Origin of the sequence: Pseudomonas rhizosphaerae, assembly GCF_000761155.1 — a bacterium.
Taxonomy (GTDB): Bacteria; Pseudomonadota; Gammaproteobacteria; order Pseudomonadales; family Pseudomonadaceae; genus Aquipseudomonas; species Aquipseudomonas rhizosphaerae.
Genome location: NZ_CP009533.1, coordinates 181,731 through 198,843 on the forward strand (window position 1 = coordinate 181,731; position 17,113 = coordinate 198,843).

Consider the following 17,113-nt stretch of genomic DNA (forward strand, 5'->3'; position numbering starts at 1 on the left):
GTGGGCTTTGTGGGGGTATTGCCAGGCTTACTGGGCGGCTTCGGTCTTCGGCTTGCCGAAGTGCCACTCGTAGACCACGAACTGGAAGTTCTTCAGGTCGCCCTTGTCGTCGTAGCTCAGCTCACCCATCGGCGTCTTGAAGGTACCGGCGTGGATGGCTGCGGCCACCTTGTCGGTGTCTTCGCTCTTGGCGGCGGTGATGCCGTCGGCAATCACTTGCACGGCCGAGTAGGACGGGTAGACGAACGGACCGCTCGGGTCCTGCTTCTTGTCCTGGAAGGCTTTGGTCAGGGCGACGTTGGTCGGGTCCTTGTCGAAAGACTTGGGCAGGGTGACCAACAGGCCTTCGGAGGCTTCTCCGGCGATCTGCGAAATCGAGTCGTTGCCCACGCCTTCAGGGCCCATGAACTTGGCGTTCAGGCCTTTTTCCTTGGACTGGCGCAGGATCTGGCCTAGTTCCGGGTGGTAGCCGCCGTAGTAGACGAAGTCGACATTGGCCTGCTTGAGCTTGGCGATCAGCGAAGAGAAGTCCTTGTCGCCGGCATTGATGCCTTCGAACACGGCGACCTTGACGCCTTTGCCTTCCAGGGTGGTCTTGACCGCGCTGGCAATGCCTTCGCCGTACTGCTGCTTGTCGTGGATCACGGCCACGGTCTTGGGCTTGACCACGTCGGCGATGTAGTTACCGGCGGCAGGGCCCTGGGCGCTGTCCAGGCCGATGGTCCGGAAGACCAGCTTGTAGCCACGCGCGCTGAGCTCGGGGCTGGTGGCCGCCGGGGTGACCATGATGATGCCTTCGTCTTCGTAGACGTCGGATGCAGGCTGGGCGGAGCTGGAGCACAGGTGACCGACGACGAACTTGACGCCGTCGTTGACGACCTTGTTGGCGACTGCAACGGCTTGCTTGGGGTCGCAGGCGTCGTCGTATTCGACCGCTTCGAGTTTCTTGCCGTCGACGCCGCCCTTGGCGTTGATCTGCTCGATGGCCATCTTCGCGCCGTTGAACTGCATCACGCCGTATTCGGCGACCGGGCCGGTCTTGGGACCGGCGATGCCGATCTTGATGGTGTCGGCCGCCATCGAGTGGCTGGCGACGCCGGCCAGAACCAGAGCGGCAAACAGTTTGGAAATCTGCTTATTCATTAGTGCTCCCTTTTTGCGTTGTAGTTTTTATAGTCCTGGCCGAACAGGCGACGGACCGAATCTTGGCCATCCTCGCCGCTTGACCCCCTCGGCGAACATGGCAGACGACATCCGAATCTGCACCCGACAACTGTACCGGTACAGTGTAGAGCGCCGGTTTGTCGGTTGGAAAGCTGGTGTTTGCAGCGAATTCGACTGGTTGTCGCGATATCGACATAAACTTATAGATTCAAGTACCTGTCGACGACTACAAGGGCCAAATAAGGCCATTTCGCCGGGACTGAACTTGCACCTATATATTGCAACCGGGTTTTTCCAGACAGCTCGGACCGCTATGATGGCGCCGATTTTTTCCTGACGGTAAAACCCATGACTGAAAACGTTAGCACCCTCTATGCCAAGCTGCTCGGCGAGACGGCAATTATCGAATGGCAGGCGCTGCAACCCTTTTTCGCCAAGGGTGCCCTGTTGTGGGTCGATCCTGCGTTGGATTTGATCGCTGTCGCACAGGCGCTGGCCGAGGACGCTCAGGCGTTGGTGGCTCAGTGGCTGGCCGCAGGCCAGGTCGAAAAGCTGTCTGCGTCGCGGGCCCTGGATTTTTGCGAGCGCGATCCAACGCTGTGGGCTGTGGTGGTCTCGCCCTGGGTCGTGATCCAGGAAAGGGCAGCGCTATAAGCGACGCACCGTTGCGGTGCGACACTGTCGGTAACAGCCGGGTGTAACCGTAACGCCATGCCGGGCAGGTACGGGCCTGCCAGGCATGGCATGGATCAGCCGGCCACCAGGACCCGAATCGCCTCAAGGCGCAGGGCGGCCTTGTCGAGCATGGCCAGGCCTTCCTCGCGCTGCTTGCGCAGGGCGACCAGTTCACTGTCACGCACGGTTGGATTGACCGCCTGCAGGGCGGTCAGGCGTGCCAGTTCTTCATCCGTCTCGGCGGCCAGGCGATGTTGCGCCTGTGCCACGCGTTCGGCATGGCGTGGCGCGATCTTGCTTTCACCGGCAGTGATGCGCGGTGCCAGCACGTCGCGCTGGGCCTGGATGAACTTGTTGGCGCTGGCCTTGGGTACGCTTTCGAGCTGGTCGTTGAGGGTTTCGAACGACACCCGCGAGGACAGGTCGTTGCCGTTGGTGTCGAGCAGGCAGCGCAGCGCGGCAGGCGGCAGGTAACGCCCCAGCTGCAGCGAGCGAGGTGCCACGACTTCGCTCACGTAGAGCAATTCCAGCAGCACGGTCCCAGGCTTGAGCGCCTTGTTCTTGATCAGCGCCACGGCGGTATTGCCCATGGAGCCCGCCAGAACCAGGTCCATGCCGCCCTGCACCATGGGATGCTCCCAGGTGATGAACTGCATGTCCTCGCGCGACAATGCCTGCTCGCGGTCGTAGGTAATGGTCACGCCTTCGTCGTCGCCCAGGGGGAAGCTGGCATCCAGCATCTTTTCGCTGGGACGCAGGATGAGGGCATTGTCGGAGTGATCCTCGCTGTCGATACCAAAGGCATCGAAGAGGGTTTCCATATAGATGGGCAGGGCGAATTGATCGTCCTGCTCTTCGATCGCGGCCACCAGGGCCTGGCCCTCGCCATCGCCGCCGGAGTTGAGCTCCAGCAGTCGGTCGCGCCCGGTGTGCAGCTCGCTTTCCAGCGCCTCGCGGCGGCTGCGCGCTTCGTCGATCAAGCCTTGCCATTCGCCGTCGTCGGCATTTTCCAGCATGGGCAGCAGGCGCGGGCCGAACGCATGCTGCAGCGCATTGCCGGTAGGGCAGGTGTTCAGAAAGGCGTTGAGCGCGCTGTGGTACCACTGGAACAGACGCTCCTGCGGACTGTTTTCCAGGTACGGCACGTGCAGTTCGATAATGTGCTTCTGGCCGATCCGGTCGAGACGGCCGATGCGCTGCTCCAGCAGGTCGGGGTGCGCAGGCAGGTCGAACAGCACCAGGTGGTGGGCGAACTGGAAGTTGCGCCCCTCGCTGCCGATTTCCGAACAGATCAACACCTGGGCGCCAAATTCCTCGTCGGCGAAGTACGCCGCCGCGCGGTCGCGCTCCAGGATGCTCATGCCTTCGTGGAACACCGTGGCCAGGGTACCGGAGCGCACGCGCAGGGCGTCCTCGAGGTCCATCGCGGTTTCGGCGTGGGCGCAGATGACCAGCACCTTGGTGCGCTTGAGCATCTTGAGGGTGTCGATCAGCCATTCAACGCGCGGATCGAAGCGCCACCAGCGCTCGGTTTCACCGTCTTCGGCCTGGGCCTGGAAGCTGACTTCCGGGTACAAATCGGCGTGCTCGCCCAGGGGCAACTCGAGGTACTGATCGGGGCATGGCAGAGGGTAAGGGTGCAGCTTGCGTTCGGGGAAGCCTTGCACGGCGGCGCGGGTGTTGCGGAACAGTACGCGCCCGGTGCCGTGACGGTCGAGCAGTTCGCGGATCAGACGCGGGCCGGCTTCCTCGTCGCCGGCGTTGACCGCCGCGACCAGGGTATCGCCATCGGCGCCGAGCAGGCCATGAATGGTCTGTTGCGCAGTGGTCGACAAGCGGCCTTTGTCCAGCAGCTCCTGCACCGCTTCGGCGACCGGGCGGTAGTTCTCGCTTTCGGCGCGGAAGGCCGCCAAGTCGTGGAAGCGGTTCGGATCGAGCAGGCGCAGGCGCGCGAAGTGGCTGTCCTGGCCCAGTTGCTCAGGGGTCGCAGTGAGCAGCAGGACGCCGGGAATGACCTCGGCCAGCTGCTCGACCAGGGAGTACTGCGGGCTGGCCTTTTCTTCGTGCCAGACCAGGTGATGCGCCTCGTCGACGACCAGCAGGTCCCAGCCGGCGGCGAACAGCGCGTCCTGGGCCTTCTCGTCTTCGGTCAGCCATTCCAGCGAAACCAGCGCCAGTTGCGCGTCCTCGAAGGGGTTGCTGGCATCACTCTCGATGAAGCGCTCGGCATCGAACAGTGCCACCTGCAGGTTGAAGCGCCGGCGCATCTCCACCAGCCATTGGTGCTGGAGGTTCTCCGGGACCAGGATCAGTACGCGGCTGGCGCGCCCGGACAGCAGTTGGCGGTGAATGACCAGGCCGGCCTCGATGGTCTTGCCCAGGCCTACTTCGTCGGCCAGTAATACCCGGGGCGCGATGCGGTCGGCCACTTCGCGGGCGATGTGCAGCTGGTGCGCGATGGGTTGCGCACGCACGCCACCCAGGCCCCATAGCGAGGACTGCAACTGCTTGCTGGTGTGCTCAAGGGTGTTGTAGCGCAGCGAGAACCACGGCAGCGGGTCGATCTGGCCGGCGAACAGGCGGTCACTGGCCAGACGGAACTGGATGAAGTTGGACAGCTGGGTTTCAGGCAGCGTACGAGGCTCGTTCTGCGCATTGAGGCCGTGGTAGACCAGCAGGCCGTCGGCGTCGTCGACTTCGCGTACGGTCAGTTTCCAGCCTTCGAAATGGGTGATCACATCGCCCGGAGAGAAGCGCACGCGCGTCAATGGGGCATTGCGCAATGCGTACTGGCGGGTTTCGCCGGTGGCCGGGTAGAGCACGGTGAGCAAGCGACCGTCCTGAGCCAGGACGGTGCCCAGGCCGAGTTCCGCTTCGCTGTCGCTGATCCAGCGTTGCCCCGGTTGATACTGCTGCGCCATGCTGCCTGTCTCCCGCTTTTGAAAAGGCGCTGATTCTAACGGATTGGGGGGCGCAGGGCCAAAGGTATGCTGAATAATCTGGGCGTCGCGCCCCGATCCAAAGGCCCGTGCCCGAGCTGCACGCAAATCCAATCTGCCGAGCGTTGTGCAGACGCGTTAGGATAGCCGCCTGTTTTGCTCAGTCTTTGATCGGGAGTAGCCATGAGCACCGTGAATCGCGCAGCGGTGGAAGCCGTCCTTCGCCAGTACACCGACCCCTACCTGAACCAGGATCCGGTCAGCGCCGGCTGTGTGCAGGCCATCGATATCGACGGCGGGCAGGTGGAGGTGCGTCTGCAGTTGGGGTACGCCGCCGGCCTGTTCAAGAATGGCTGGGCCCAGGTGTTGCAGACTGCCGTCGAAAACATCGCCGGGGTAGACCGTGCCCGTGTGCAGATCGATTGCGTGGTTCAGGCGCACAAGGCCCAGGCGCAAATTCCGGGCCTGGCCAACGTCAAGAACGTGGTGGCCGTGGCCTCGGGCAAGGGCGGGGTCGGCAAGTCGACCACGGCAGCCAACCTGGCGCTGGCCCTGGCTCGTGAAGGTGCGCGGGTAGGGATTCTCGACGCTGACATCTATGGCCCCAGCCAGGGCGTGATGTTCGGCATCGCCGAGGGCACACGGCCCAAGGTCAAGGATCAGAAATGGTTCGTGCCTATTCAGGCGCACGGGGTGGAGGTGATGTCGATGGCCTTCCTCACCGATGACAACACGCCCATGGTCTGGCGTGGCCCGATGGTGTCCGGTGCCTTGTTGCAACTGGTCACCCAGACTGCCTGGGACGACCTCGATTACCTCGTCATCGATATGCCACCTGGCACCGGCGACATCCAGCTGACCCTGGCGCAGAAGGTGCCGGTGGCGGGTGCCGTGATCGTCACCACGCCCCAGGACCTGGCCTTGCTGGATGCACGCAAGGGTGTCGAGATGTTCCGCAAGGTGCACATCCCGGTACTCGGCGTGGTCGAGAACATGGCCGTGCACATCTGCTCGAACTGCGGCCATGCCGAGCATCTGTTCGGCGAAGGTGGGGGTGAGAAGCTCGCGTCGCAATACGGTGTGGAGCTGCTGGCATCACTGCCCCTTTCGATGCTGATTCGCGAGCAGGCCGACGGTGGCAAGCCGACGGCCGCAGCTGAGCCGGAAAGCCAAATCGCCATGGTCTATCAGGAATTGGCCCGGCACGTCGGGGCGCGGATCGTCTTGCAGGAAGCCGATGCACCCGTGATGCCCAGCATCACCATGACCGACGACTGATTGCTGCCGAAGGCGCGGCGGGTGCACTGTGGTGTGCTCGCCGCTTTTGGGAAAGCCAACGAATTGCGGGCATAAAAAAACCCCGCCGATGAGGGCGGGGTTCTTTAGAAGCTGTTCAGCTCAAGTTAGATAGCTTGAACTTCTTCAGCTTGCATGCCTTTCTGACCGCGGGTAGCGATGAAAGAGACCTGCTGGCCTTCTTTCAGGCTTTTGAAGCCGTCGGACTGAATGGCTTTGAAGTGTACGAACAGGTCGTCACCGGATTGTGGAGTGATGAAGCCGAAGCCTTTTTCATCGTTGAACCACTTGACGGTACCGGTTTGGCGATTGGACATGGTGTATCTCCTTGGACAAAGTTAACTACGGTTCGGGAAAAGCCCTGGCCGAGACTGAGTGCAAAGAGCAGGAAAATTCATGGGGATGTTGGACATCGGGTAGAGATTCTCAGTGACACAAGCAACACAGTGACGCCACCTTACCCCTTTTTCGAGAACGTGCCAATGGTCTTTGCAGGTTTCTTGCAAATGTTGATCGCAGCCGTTGCTTCTACCTGTGGCAGATTCGCCGGGCCATTGGGCGAGGCAGCCTTTGAACCATGGCGCGAGGCCCGGTAAGATGCCGTTCGAATTCTATTCACCTCGCTATTCAGGACACCCGCCATGAGCATCAAATCGGACAAGTGGATTCGCCGCATGGCGCAAGAACACGGCATGATCGAACCCTACGTCGAACGTCAGGTACGTGGCGAAGGCGCCGATCGGGTGATTTCCTTCGGGGTGTCCAGCTACGGCTACGACGTGCGCTGCGCCGATGAATTCAAGGTGTTCACCAACATCAACTCGGCCACCGTCGACCCGAAGAACTTCGACGAAAAGAGCTTCGTCGACATCAAGAGCGACGTCTGCATCATTCCACCCAACTCCTTCGCCCTGGCACGCACGGTCGAGTATTTCCGCATCCCGCGTAACGTGCTGACCATCTGCCTGGGCAAGAGTACCTACGCGCGCTGCGGCATCATCGTCAACGTCACCCCGTTGGAGCCTGAGTGGGAAGGGCACGTGACCCTGGAGTTCTCCAACACCACGACCTTGCCGGCCAAGATCTATGCGAACGAAGGGGTAGCGCAGATGTTGTTCCTGGAGTCCGACGAGGAGTGCGAAGTGTCCTACAAGGACCGCGGTGGGAAATATCAGGGCCAGCGCGGCGTGACCTTGCCACGCACGTAGCCTCGTCAGGTACGTGAAATCGGCCGCAGCGAACTAGTTGCCGATTCGCCACTCCATATGAGTGACTTGCCCGGTTTACCCACCGTATTCCGGGCCATTGCTCAGGAGTGTCTATGAAAATCGACCCGACTATCAGTGCCCAACTGGCTCAGCTGCAACCCAACCAGATTGGCCTACTCGCCTGGTCGCTTCTGGCCGACTCGTACGGCCACATGGCCGGCGGAGTACCTGGCCAACCCGATCCCGATACCCCGCAACCGAGCGAGCCAGGCAGCCCGACCATCCCGGACGAGCCACCGCCTTCGCCCGTGGCCTGATCGCTCAAGCGACTCGCCAGACCCCGCCGTCACCGACCACGTACACACGTTGATCGGTGGCGTCGTCCATCTTGTATCCGCCCGTGAACGCACCAAATGCCGGCAGTAGGCTGACCTTGTTGCGCAGTAGGTAACAGGGCAGGCGCAAGCTCTGGCGGCCTCGCCCATGCAGACGGTACACCGGGTGTATGTGCCCGGCCAGGACGTGCAGGCTGGGGTGCGCATCGGGTTCGTGCTGCAGTGCGAACGGCCCCATCTCCAATGGCTCGGTAACCACTTCGAAACGTAATTCGACCGGCGGGTCGCCTGCGCGTTTGTCATGGTTGCCTCGGATCAATGTGATGCGCAGATCCGGTAATTCCGTTCGCCAGGCTGCCAAGGTGCTCAGGGTCCCCGCGGAGTGCGATCCCGGCGCATGCAGAAAGTCGCCCAGAAACACCAGATGCTCGGTGGGGTACTTGCCCAGCATCCGGTCGATCACTTGCAGGTTGCTCGTAGTGGTGCCTTGCGGCACCGGTTGGCCCAGCTTGCGATAAGCGGCGGCCTTGCCGAAGTGCGCATCGGCAATCAGCAGGGTCTGGCGCTCGGGCCAGTAAATCGCCTTGTCTGCCAGCAACCACAGTTCGACGCCAGCCAGTTGCACACTGCAATATTCACTCATCCTGCGGCTTTCTCCAGATCGCCGACCATGCGGCGGATGCGGTCGGCGAGTTTCTCCGAGCTCAGGCTCTCACGGAATCGCTCGACCAGCAGCGGGAAGCCCAAAGGGGTCGGACGTTTGATGGCATGCAGATCCAGTTGGCGATTGGCGATCTGCGCCAGTACCTGTTCCAGGCGCTGTACTTCGAGCTCCTGCTTCAGCACTTCTTCCTGGGCCTGGGTCAGCAGCAGGTTGCCGGCATCGTATTGCTTGAATACCTGAAAAAACAGGCCACTGGATGCCTGGACCTGCCGGGTACTTTTCTGCGAACCGGGATAGCCGCCGAACACCAGCCCGGAGATCCGTGCGATCTCGCGAAAGCGCCGCAAGGCCAGTTCGCCAGCATTGAGGCTGGCCAGAACGTCTTCCAGCAGGCCCTGTGCGCTGAGCAAGGCCGGGTCCAGCTGGGTGGCCCAGTCCACTTCGGTGGCGCTGAGCAGTTCCAGGCCGTAGTCGTTCACGGCAATGGAGAATGTCAGTGGCTGGCGCTGGGCCAGGCGCCAGGCCAGCAGGCTGCCCAATCCCAGGTGGACCTGGCGGCCACCGAACGGGTAAAGGAACAGGTGCCAGCCTTCGCGGGACTTGAGCGTTTCCGCCAGCAGAGTGGTTTCACTGGGCAATGCCGACCACTGCTGCTGCACTTCGAGCAGTGGCCGCACGGCGCGCATTTCGGGGCTGTCGTACACGCCGCGTGCAGCGGCGCCCAGCTTCGCCACCAGGGCGTCGGCCAGCTCGCCGGACAGTGGCATGCGCCCGCCATTCCAGCGCGGTACGGCAGCCTTCTTGGCCGTGCTGCGCTTGACGTAGGCGGTCATGTCCTCGACCCGCACCAGTTCTAGCTGGCGGCCGGCGAACAGAAAGCCGTCACCGGGTTTGAGACGGGCGATGAAGCCTTCCTCGACACTGCCCAGGGAGCGCCCGCCACCGCCCTTGCTCCAGTACTTGAGCTGCAGGCTGGCGTCGCTGACGATGGTGCCGATACCCATGCGATGACGGCGGGCCAGCCGTGCGTCGGGCACGCGCCACAGGCCGTGCTCGTCGGGTTCGACCCGGCGATAGTCGGGGTAGGCGGTCAACGAATGCCCGCCGTAGCGCACGAACGCCAGCGCCCATTGCCATTCATCGTCGCTGAGGTCGCGATAGGCCCAGGCGGTGCGTACCTCGGCCAGTAGTTGGTCGGGCAGGAAACCGCCGCCCAGGGCCATGCTGACCAGATGCTGAACCAGCACATCCAGCGGTTTTTCCGGTGATTCGCGCGGCTCGATGCGCCGCTGCGCCACGGCATCGTGGGCTGCGGCCGCTTCCACCAGCTCCATGCTGTGGGTAGGCACCAGGGTCACCCGTGAGGCTCGACCGGGGGCGTGTCCGGAGCGGCCGGCGCGTTGCATCAAGCGGGCGATGCCTTTCGCCGACCCGATTTGCAACACTCGCTCCACCGGCAGGAAGTCCACCCCCAGGTCCAGGCTCGAGGTGCACACCACGGCCTTGAGCTGCCCCTGCTTGAGCGCGCGCTCGACCCACTCGCGCACTTCCCGTGACAACGAACTGTGGTGCAGGGCAATGATGCCCGCCCAGTCCGGACGAGCGTCGAGGATTGCCTGGAACCAGATTTCCGACTGTGCGCGGGTGTTGGTAAAGATCAGGCAGCTGCTGCTGCCATCGATTTCGGCCACCACCTGGTCGAGCATGCGCAGGCCCATGTGGCCGCCCCAGGGAAAGCGTTCGATGGCCGCCGGCAACAGCGTGTCGACTTCGATGGTCTTGGCCTGGGCGCCTTGCACGCTGACGCTGGGTTGCCCGGGGAGCAGCACCTCCTGCGCATGGGCCTGGTTGCCCAGTGTGGCGGAGATCCCCCAGACGATCAGTTGCGGATTCCACTGCCGCAGCCGAGCCAGCGCCAGTTGCAGTTGCACGCCGCGTTTGTTGCCGATCAGTTCGTGCCACTCGTCCACGACCACCATGGCCACGCTGCTCAATTCCTCGCACGCCTTGTCGCGGGCCAGCAGCAGGGTCAGGCTTTCCGGCGTGGTGACCAGCGCCGACGGCAAGCGGCGGGTCTGCTTGGCGCGGTCACTGCTGCTGGTATCGCCGGTACGCAGGCCCAGACTCCAACCGATCTGCAACTCATCTACCGGAGCCTGCAAGGCTCGCAGGGTATCGGCGGCGAGTGCGCGCATGGGCGTGATCCACAGCACCGTGAGCGGTGCCATGACGGGTTTGCGCTTGCCCTTGGGTATGACGGGCCCGGACTTGGCGAAACGTTGCAGGGCCGCGAACCACACGGCGTAGGTCTTGCCGGCACCGGTGCTGGCGTGAAGCATGCCTGAATCACCCCGCTTGACGGCGGCCCAGACCTCCTTCTGGAAAGGAAACGGCTTCCATTGACGGCTGGCGAACCAGTGTTTGGCAAAAGCGCTGGGGGTCGGCATGCCGTATCGAAGTGTCCTGAGGTGTTTCTACAAGGACCTCGACGACCCGGAATGGTTTGATAATTGTACAAAAGCGTATGCGTGTATCAGTATCCGGTCATTTCCAGATAGCCTTCGCCACCGTGGCTGCCGGTCAGGGTCACCGGGCCTTCCCAATAGGGCGTGCCTACCGCCATCCAGGCCTTGGGGTTCAATGCAGTGGTTTGCACATGCAAGGCGTGGCTGGGGATATCAATGGCCCAGCGGGTGGGGATTTGGCGACCGGCCACGGCGGTGTCCTGCAGCGGCCGAAGGCTGATGCTGCCCGGCGCCAGCGGTGTACTGCGGCCTTGCGCGTCGATCCAGTTGCCGCTGAGGAAATGCTGTCCGCCCGCGCCGCGCAGGCGAAACACCATCAACTGCTGACCGTCGTCCAGATGCAACGAAAACCAGTCCCACCCGGACTGATCGGCCGCCAAGGGCTGGCTGCTCCACTCCCGATCTAGCCAGGCACGACCCTTGACCTGGTACTGCTTGCCGTCGATCTGCAGCTGCCCGGCCGCGGTGAAGAACGGCTGGCTGTAGTAGTAGGATGCCTGCCCGGCATCGGACTTGCGGCTGTAGCCTTGCTCGCCCTGCAGCACCAGCGGGCGCTCACTGGTCAGCGCCAACTGGTAGCCAAAGCCGTCGCCATGGGCCTGTACGTCCATGGCTGCCAGGGCATGCTCTGCACCAGGCTGGCTGCGCAAATGCCAGTCATCGATCCAGGCATTGAACGGCACCGCGTTCACACCCGCTTGGCCAATGCCACCTCGAGCCAGGGTTTGCGCACTGTGATGGCCCGTCGCGGAAGTGAGTCCGGCGTGGCCGATCCACAGATTGCGGTTGCTCCAGCCCGTTTCCGTGCTGCCCGGCGCCAGGGCGCTGCGGAACAGGGTCCACTGCACGCCGAAGCGCTGCCCTTGAGCGTCTTCCAGGTTGGCGGTCAGGTACCACCATTCGATGCGGAAGTCCGGATGGGCACCGTGGTCGGCAGGGAAGCTGAAGACCTTGCCCGGCTTCACTTGGGCGAAATCGCCCGCCTGACCGCCCAGACCGGCAAAACCGGCCGGTGGCGGAGTCGGGTCGCAACCGCTCACTGCAAGCAACAGCGCCAGCAACAGGGTTTGAATCGGCTTAGCGTTCACTGGCCATTACTCGCAGCAGGTCGGTGGGTTGGCTGCGTTGCAGGCGCAGCATGGGCCAGGCCGAGGCGAGCATCGCCGCGATCAGTGCCAGGCCGCACAGTTGCAGGATCTGCAGAGGAAAAACCTGCAAGGGCAGGCGCCAGCCGAATGCCTGCACGTTGATCACCGCGACCAGGCACCAGGCAAGCAGAATGCCCAGCGGAATGGCGAGCGCCAAGGTCAGCACGGCGAGGATCAAGGTCTGCGCCACGCTCAACAGGATCAGCTGGCGACGGCCCACACCCATCGCCCACAACGGCGCGAGTTGGCCCAGGCGGCTCTGGCTCTGGGTCAGCAGGCCGATGAACAGGGCCACGCCGGCCACGCCCAGAGTCAGGGCGTTCAAAGCGGCCGTGGCGCTGAAGGTGCGTTCGAAGACTTGCGAGGCCCAGCGTTTGAGCTGCCGTTGCTCCACAACGTGGCTGTCGTCCAGGCCGAAAGCCTGCTGCACCTCGTTTTTCAGGGACGCAGTATCGGCCTCGGCCATGCGCAGCGCGAAACGGGCAGGCGAGGTGCCGGGCCAGTGCTGCTGAAACTGCTCGGCGCTGACCAGGATATGCCCTTTGGGATTGCCATAGTCGGCGTAGATTCCCACCACGGTGGGGTTCCACTGGCCCTGCGCGGCGGGCAGGGCGAGGCGGGCGCCGATGCCCACACCCAGGCGCCGCGCCAGCTGCTCGCTGAGCATCAGGCTGTCGCTGGAAAACAGGGTGTCCCATGGATTGCCGGCGGCCTGTTCGAGCAGCGGCCAATGCTGCCGGTACAGGGGAGCATCGATGACGGCAGCCAATTCGGTCGGCCAACCTTGTTGACGGATCTGCATCTCCCATCCGGGCAAGACCTGCTGCACTTCGTGGCGTTGCTGCAACCATTGCTGCAGCGCTGGCGCCTGCTCGGGGTGCTGCGGGCGCAGGTACAGCTCGGCGCTCAGGCGCTGTTCGAGCCAGCCAGTGAACGTCTGGCGGAAACCCTCGGTCATGCTCGCGGCGCCGATGTTGGCGGCCAGCCCCAGAAGTAGGGCCATGAGTGCCAGGCTCAGCCCCGGCAGTTGCTGGCGGCAGTCGGCGAGAAACCACTGGCCAAGCACCCCCCAACGACACCGCGCCAACAGGGCGAGGGCACTGCTGAGCAGGACCGGCAAGGCCAGCGCGGCTGCCAGCAAGAGGCTGCCCATCAGGATAAAACCACTGGCCAGACCGTTGCCGAACACCGCGCACGACACTGCAACCAGTGCTGCAACGGCGGCCACTACAGCCTGGCGTCGCAGCCATTGCCGATGAGCCTGGTGCCAGGCCTCACCGCCGGACAACGCCAGCAACGGCAGACGTGCCGCGCGCCACAGGCTGTCGGCCCCTGCCAGCAGTACGCCACCCAGGCTCAGCGCAAGGCCTGCCAGCCACCACGCCGGGCTCAGATTCAGCTGCCCGGCCACTTCTGCGCCATACAGGCCACGCAGGCTGGCCGCGACGTCCGGCAGCAGCAGGCTGGCCAGCCAGTAACCGCTGGCAATGCCGGCCAGGCCACCGAGCAGCGCCAGCAGGCCAAGCTCCAGCACCAAGGCCAGTACCAACAGGGCCGCGCTCACGCCGCAGGCGCGCAGGGTGCGCAGCAAGGCGCGGCGCTGCTCCAATGCCAGGCCGATGGCGGCGTGCACGATGAACAGGCCAACCACGAACGCCAGCAGGCCCAGGGCCGTCAGGTTCAGGTGAAAGCTGTCGGTCAGGCGTGCGAGATCGCCATCGGCGTCGCTGCGGTTGATCTGCAGGCGATCGGTGTAGGCGTCGGGCAGGGCTTGCTGGAAGGTCTTGGGCAGCAGCAGTCGGCTGAGTTGTTCGGGTGTTTGCAGGGCTGCCTGGGCCGCGCCGATGTCCATCAGCAACACGCCCGGTGCCATTTGCGCGCGCGTGTGCAAGGGCGGCAGTGCTTGGCCGGTGCTGGTGTGCAGGCGTGCGCCTTCTTCGGCACCCAGCTCGCGCAAGGTCTGCGGTGCCACCCAGGTCCGGCCGGGCGTGCCGATGAATGCGCTCAGCTCGTCGACGTTGGGCACCGCGCCCGCTACCGGGCTGCCCACCGGCAGGGTCAAGGGCTCGATGCCCACCACTTGCAGGCGCAGCTGCGGATGGGAGACCAGCGTGACCCGGCCTTCGAGGACCGGAGACACGGGCCAGCCTTGCAGGCGCAGGGCAATGAAGGTGGATTGTGCAAAATCCGCGCCGTCGCGGGCGACGATGTTCGCCTGCGCTTCACCTCCGACCATCTGGCTTGCCAGCGCGTAGCTTTGCCGAGCCTGGCTGTTCAACGCGAGCACGCCGGTGAACAAGGCGGTGGCCAACCACAGGCCGGTGATCAGTGCCACGCCTTGGATCGGATGCCGGCGCCAGTGGCTGAGCAGGCTGCGCAGGGTCCAATACAGCACCCCCACGTCAGCGATCCGCCCCGGAGACGATGCGGCCCGCCTTGAGCACGACGCGTCGGGCCAGGCGCGCAGCCACCAGTGGGCTGTGGGTGACCATCAGCAGCGTGCTGCCACTGGCCTGCAGCAATTCGAGCATCAGGTCCAGGGCCTGCTCGCTGGTGGCCTCGTCGAGGTTGCCGGTGGGTTCGTCGGCCAGTAGCAAGGGCGGGCGCGAGGCCAGTGCGCGGCCCAGGGCCACGCGTTGCTGTTGCCCGCCGGACAATTGCTCGGGGTAGCGTTGCAACAGTGCCGACAGGCCCAGGCGTTCGGCCAGCTCGCGCTGCCAGTCCGGGTCCAGGCGGCCGGCCAGGCGTGCCTGGAAGGCCAGGTTGTCGGCGACGGTCAGGCTGCCGATCAGATTGAATTGCTGGAAGATCAGACCTATGTCACAGCGCCGCCAGCGGGCCAGCTGCCGTTCGCTCATCTGTGTGAGCACCTGCCCGGCCGCTTCGATCCGGCCGCTGTCAGCCACATCCAGCCCCGCCACCAGATGCAGCAAGGTACTCTTGCCACTGCCCGATTCACCCATCAGGGCCAGGCTGGCACCACGTTCCAGATGCAGGTCGATGCCCTGAAGCACGGGCAGCGGGCCTTGCGGTGTGGAATAGGTCTTGTGCAAACCCTGGATACGCAACATGGGCAGGTTTCTTCCTGAAGATGAGGCTGCGGCGCTTCAGGCCTCGGCAGCGCTGGGGGCTGTGACTGTGAGTGCCAGCCCCCGGGCAGGTTCAAGCTTTGTTGCGTATCAGCCGACGCAGCGCGAAACGATTGGGATGACACGCCCAGGCCACCTCGCGCGGCAGCGGTAGAGGTTCGTCGTCCAGCCAGGCAGCAATCAGTTCACCCGAGATCGGGGCGGTGATCAGCCCCCGTGAACCATGCCCGCTGTTGACGTACAGCCCCGGCAGCCAAGGACACGGCTGCTCAGGCACCTGGCGGGCATCCTTGGCCAGAATCGCGAAGCGCTCGGCGAACGCCTGGGCGTCGGCCACCGGGCCGATAATCGGCAGGTAGTCGGGGCTGGTACAGCGAAATCCGGCCCGGCCCTGCAATTGTTCGGCGGGCAACGATGCGGTGTCCAGGCGTCGTGCCAGATCCGGCGAGATGGCCTCGAGCAAGGCCAGGTTGTCGAGGTTGTCGCGATGGCTGGGTGTCAGATCGTCGCTGTGGAAGTCGAAGCTGGCGCCCAGCGTATGTTCGCCCGATCGGGCAGGGGCCACGTAGCCCTCGGCGCAGACCACCGTCGACAGCGCAGCGCTGCACGCCGTTTCAGGCAGGCGGGTGATCTGCCCGCGAATGCGCTTGAGCGGCAGTGCGGCGGTCTGGGCAAAAGCATCGACGTGCGCGGCACAGGCCAGCACCACCACCGGGGCGCTGGCCAGCAGTCGGTCGCCTTCCCAGGCCTGCCAGTGGCCATCGACCTGGCGCAACGCGGCCACCTGGTGATGACGCAACAGGGTGATGCGCGGGTGTCGCACCAGGTGCAGGCACAGCGCGGGCGGATGGACCCAGCCTCCTTCGGGGTAGAACAGGCCGCCGCTGGGCAACTCGACACCGGCATGTGCCTCGGCCTGGAGGCGATCCAATCGGTGCAGCAGTTCGGGCTGGAACGCATCGGCCAGTTGCTGCTGACGTTGCGCTTCCTTGTCGTCGAAGGCCAGTTGCAGCACGCCGCAGGCGTCCCAGTCAGGCCCGCGTTGCAGCTGTTCGAGCAGGCGGCGAGTGTGGCCGAAGCCTGCCAGGATCAACTGCGAAAGGGCCGTGCCGTGGGCCGAGAGCTTCAGGTACAGCACGCCCTGGGGATTGCCCGAAGCCTCCTGGGCGACCTCGCCATGTCGTTCCAGCAGCGACACCCGCCAACCGCGTGCGACCAGGCTGGCGGCCGTGGCGCATCCCGCCAGGCCGGCGCCGATGACCAGCGCGTGGCGCTCACCGGCAAGCGGTTCGGGGCGGGCGAACCACGGCTTGGCCGCAGGTGCTGTCGCGCAGCCATCGCCCAGGAACACGCCTCTGGACACATGCCATTTGTGGCCGATGCCCGCTACCCGTTTCATCTTGAAGCCGACCGCCGCCAGGCCGCGACGCACCCACCCGGTACTGGTGAACGTCGCCAGCGTGGCGCCCGGTGCTGCCAGCCGCGCCAGTTCGGCGAACAGCTCGGGTGTCCACATCTCGGGATTGCGCGCCGGGGCGAAGCCATCCAGAAACCAGGCATCGACCTGGCCCTCCAGGCACGGCAGCTGCTCCAGCGCATCGCCGATGAGCAGCGTCAGGGTGACCCGGCCGCCCTCGAAGACCAGGCGCTGGAAACCTTCATGCACGGCCACGTACTGCCTCAGCAATGCCTGGCTGTAGGTCGAAAGCTCTGGCCACAGGGCCAGGGCGCGGGTCAGGTCTGCGGCGCTCAGCGGGTATTTTTCCACGCTGACGAAATGCAGGCGGGCGCCAGGTGCGGCCGAGGCGGTGAAGCACTGCCAGGCACAGAGGAAACCCAGCCCGGTGCCGAAGCCGGTTTCGCCGATGACCAGACGGCCGTCGTCGGGGAGGGCGGCGAAGCGTGCCGCCAGCTGGTTCTGCTCGATGAACACGTAGCGGGTTTCAGCCAGACCGTCCGCGGCGAAATAGACGTCGTCGAACGCGCGCGATCGGGGGTGGCCGGTGTCGGTCCAGTCAAGCTGGGCGAGGGTGCTCGGGGTTTTCATGACGGCTTCGGTAAATGGCAAGG

General features: G+C 64.4%; 13 protein-coding genes. 4 read left to right on the forward strand and 9 right to left on the reverse strand.

The window, feature by feature from the left end; all coding sequences use genetic code 11:
* Nucleotides 1-27 precede the first annotated feature (27 nt).
* Nucleotides 28-1,143 (reverse strand): branched-chain amino acid ABC transporter substrate-binding protein, encoded by a 1,116-nt coding sequence (locus tag LT40_RS00880; protein ID WP_043185270.1) that lies wholly within the window; start codon nt 1,141-1,143, stop codon nt 28-30.
* A gap of 369 nt (nt 1,144-1,512) precedes the next feature.
* Between LT40_RS00880 and LT40_RS00885 the strand changes: the two genes are divergently transcribed.
* Nucleotides 1,513-1,818: a DUF2288 domain-containing protein gene (locus LT40_RS00885; RefSeq protein ID WP_043185273.1), complete on the forward strand. Its 306-nt coding sequence runs from the start codon at nt 1,513-1,515 to the stop codon at nt 1,816-1,818.
* 95 nt (nt 1,819-1,913) lie between these two features.
* Here the strand turns inward: LT40_RS00885 and rapA are convergent, their stop codons facing one another.
* Nucleotides 1,914-4,760: an RNA polymerase-associated protein RapA gene (gene rapA / locus LT40_RS00890; protein WP_043185275.1), complete on the reverse strand. Its 2,847-nt coding sequence runs from the start codon at nt 4,758-4,760 to the stop codon at nt 1,914-1,916.
* Between the two features lie 201 nt (nt 4,761-4,961).
* Here rapA and apbC point away from each other — a divergent pair, with 201 nt between their 5' ends.
* Nucleotides 4,962-6,056, forward strand: a complete 1,095-nt coding sequence (gene apbC / locus LT40_RS00895) for an iron-sulfur cluster carrier protein ApbC (protein ID WP_043185278.1) — start codon at nt 4,962-4,964, stop codon at nt 6,054-6,056.
* Between the two features lie 125 nt (nt 6,057-6,181).
* Here the strand turns inward: apbC and LT40_RS00900 are convergent, their stop codons facing one another.
* Entirely contained in the window at nt 6,182-6,391 is a 210-nt protein-coding gene (locus tag LT40_RS00900; protein WP_043185281.1) for a cold-shock protein, read from the reverse strand.
* A gap of 324 nt (nt 6,392-6,715) precedes the next feature.
* Between LT40_RS00900 and dcd the strand changes: the two genes are divergently transcribed.
* Both dcd and LT40_RS00910 read left to right on the forward strand, forming a co-directional pair.
* Nucleotides 6,716-7,282, forward strand: a complete 567-nt coding sequence (dcd, locus tag LT40_RS00905) for a dCTP deaminase (RefSeq protein ID WP_043185284.1) — start codon at nt 6,716-6,718, stop codon at nt 7,280-7,282.
* A gap of 113 nt (nt 7,283-7,395) precedes the next feature.
* Nucleotides 7,396-7,599 (forward strand): hypothetical protein, encoded by a 204-nt coding sequence (locus LT40_RS00910; protein ID WP_043185287.1) that lies wholly within the window; start codon nt 7,396-7,398, stop codon nt 7,597-7,599.
* 4 nt (nt 7,600-7,603) lie between these two features.
* On the opposite strand, the gene pdeM is transcribed toward LT40_RS00910, so the two are convergent.
* The 6 genes from pdeM to mnmC form a co-directional block, all read right to left on the reverse strand.
* Nucleotides 7,604-8,260, reverse strand: coding sequence for a ligase-associated DNA damage response endonuclease PdeM (pdeM, locus tag LT40_RS00915; protein WP_043185291.1), 657 nt, complete (start codon nt 8,258-8,260; stop codon nt 7,604-7,606).
* Nucleotides 8,257-10,728 carry a ligase-associated DNA damage response DEXH box helicase gene (locus LT40_RS00920; protein ID WP_043185295.1) on the reverse strand — a complete coding sequence of 824 codons (2,472 nt, stop codon included), beginning with the start codon at nt 10,726-10,728 and terminating at the stop codon, nt 8,257-8,259. The genes pdeM and LT40_RS00920 overlap by 4 nt, the downstream gene beginning before the upstream one ends.
* Before the next feature lie 86 nt (nt 10,729-10,814).
* Nucleotides 10,815-11,894 (reverse strand): lipocalin-like domain-containing protein, encoded by a 1,080-nt coding sequence (locus tag LT40_RS00925; protein WP_043185297.1) that lies wholly within the window; start codon nt 11,892-11,894, stop codon nt 10,815-10,817.
* The gene (locus tag LT40_RS00930; RefSeq protein ID WP_043185299.1) at nt 11,884-14,355 is read right to left on the reverse strand and encodes an ABC transporter permease; all 2,472 of its coding nucleotides are present in this window, start codon (nt 14,353-14,355) and stop codon (nt 11,884-11,886) included. The genes LT40_RS00925 and LT40_RS00930 overlap by 11 nt, the downstream gene beginning before the upstream one ends.
* A gap of 1 nt (nt 14,356) precedes the next feature.
* The gene (locus LT40_RS00935) at nt 14,357-15,025 is read right to left on the reverse strand and encodes an ABC transporter ATP-binding protein (RefSeq protein WP_043185302.1); all 669 of its coding nucleotides are present in this window, start codon (nt 15,023-15,025) and stop codon (nt 14,357-14,359) included.
* Between the two features lie 91 nt (nt 15,026-15,116).
* On the reverse strand, nt 15,117-17,090 hold the full coding sequence (mnmC, locus tag LT40_RS00940) for a bifunctional tRNA (5-methylaminomethyl-2-thiouridine)(34)-methyltransferase MnmC2/FAD-dependent 5-carboxymethylaminomethyl-2-thiouridine(34) oxidoreductase MnmC1 (RefSeq protein ID WP_043193198.1): 1,974 nt from the start codon (nt 17,088-17,090) through the stop codon (nt 15,117-15,119).
* Between the last annotated feature and the right edge of the window lie 23 nt (nt 17,091-17,113).

Excerpts from the sequence above, each read along its gene's own strand:
- mnmC (WP_043193198.1), bottom strand. The coding sequence starts at position 17,090 with ATGAAAACCCCGAGCACCCTCGCCCAGCTTGACTGGACCGACACCGGC.
- apbC (WP_043185278.1), top strand. The coding sequence starts at position 4,962 with ATGAGCACCGTGAATCGCGCAGCGGTGGAAGCCGTCCTTCGCCAGTAC.
- LT40_RS00885 (WP_043185273.1), top strand. The coding sequence starts at position 1,513 with ATGACTGAAAACGTTAGCACCCTCTATGCCAAGCTGCTCGGCGAGACG.
- pdeM (WP_043185291.1), bottom strand. The coding sequence starts at position 8,260 with ATGAGTGAATATTGCAGTGTGCAACTGGCTGGCGTCGAACTGTGGTTG.
- LT40_RS00935 (WP_043185302.1), bottom strand. The coding sequence starts at position 15,025 with ATGTTGCGTATCCAGGGTTTGCACAAGACCTATTCCACACCGCAAGGC.
- LT40_RS00900 (WP_043185281.1), bottom strand. The coding sequence starts at position 6,391 with ATGTCCAATCGCCAAACCGGTACCGTCAAGTGGTTCAACGATGAAAAA.
- rapA (WP_043185275.1), bottom strand. The coding sequence starts at position 4,760 with ATGGCGCAGCAGTATCAACCGGGGCAACGCTGGATCAGCGACAGCGAA.
- LT40_RS00920 (WP_043185295.1), bottom strand. The coding sequence starts at position 10,728 with ATGCCGACCCCCAGCGCTTTTGCCAAACACTGGTTCGCCAGCCGTCAA.
- dcd (WP_043185284.1), top strand. The coding sequence starts at position 6,716 with ATGAGCATCAAATCGGACAAGTGGATTCGCCGCATGGCGCAAGAACAC.
- LT40_RS00880 (WP_043185270.1), bottom strand. The coding sequence starts at position 1,143 with ATGAATAAGCAGATTTCCAAACTGTTTGCCGCTCTGGTTCTGGCCGGC.
- LT40_RS00910 (WP_043185287.1), top strand. The coding sequence starts at position 7,396 with ATGAAAATCGACCCGACTATCAGTGCCCAACTGGCTCAGCTGCAACCC.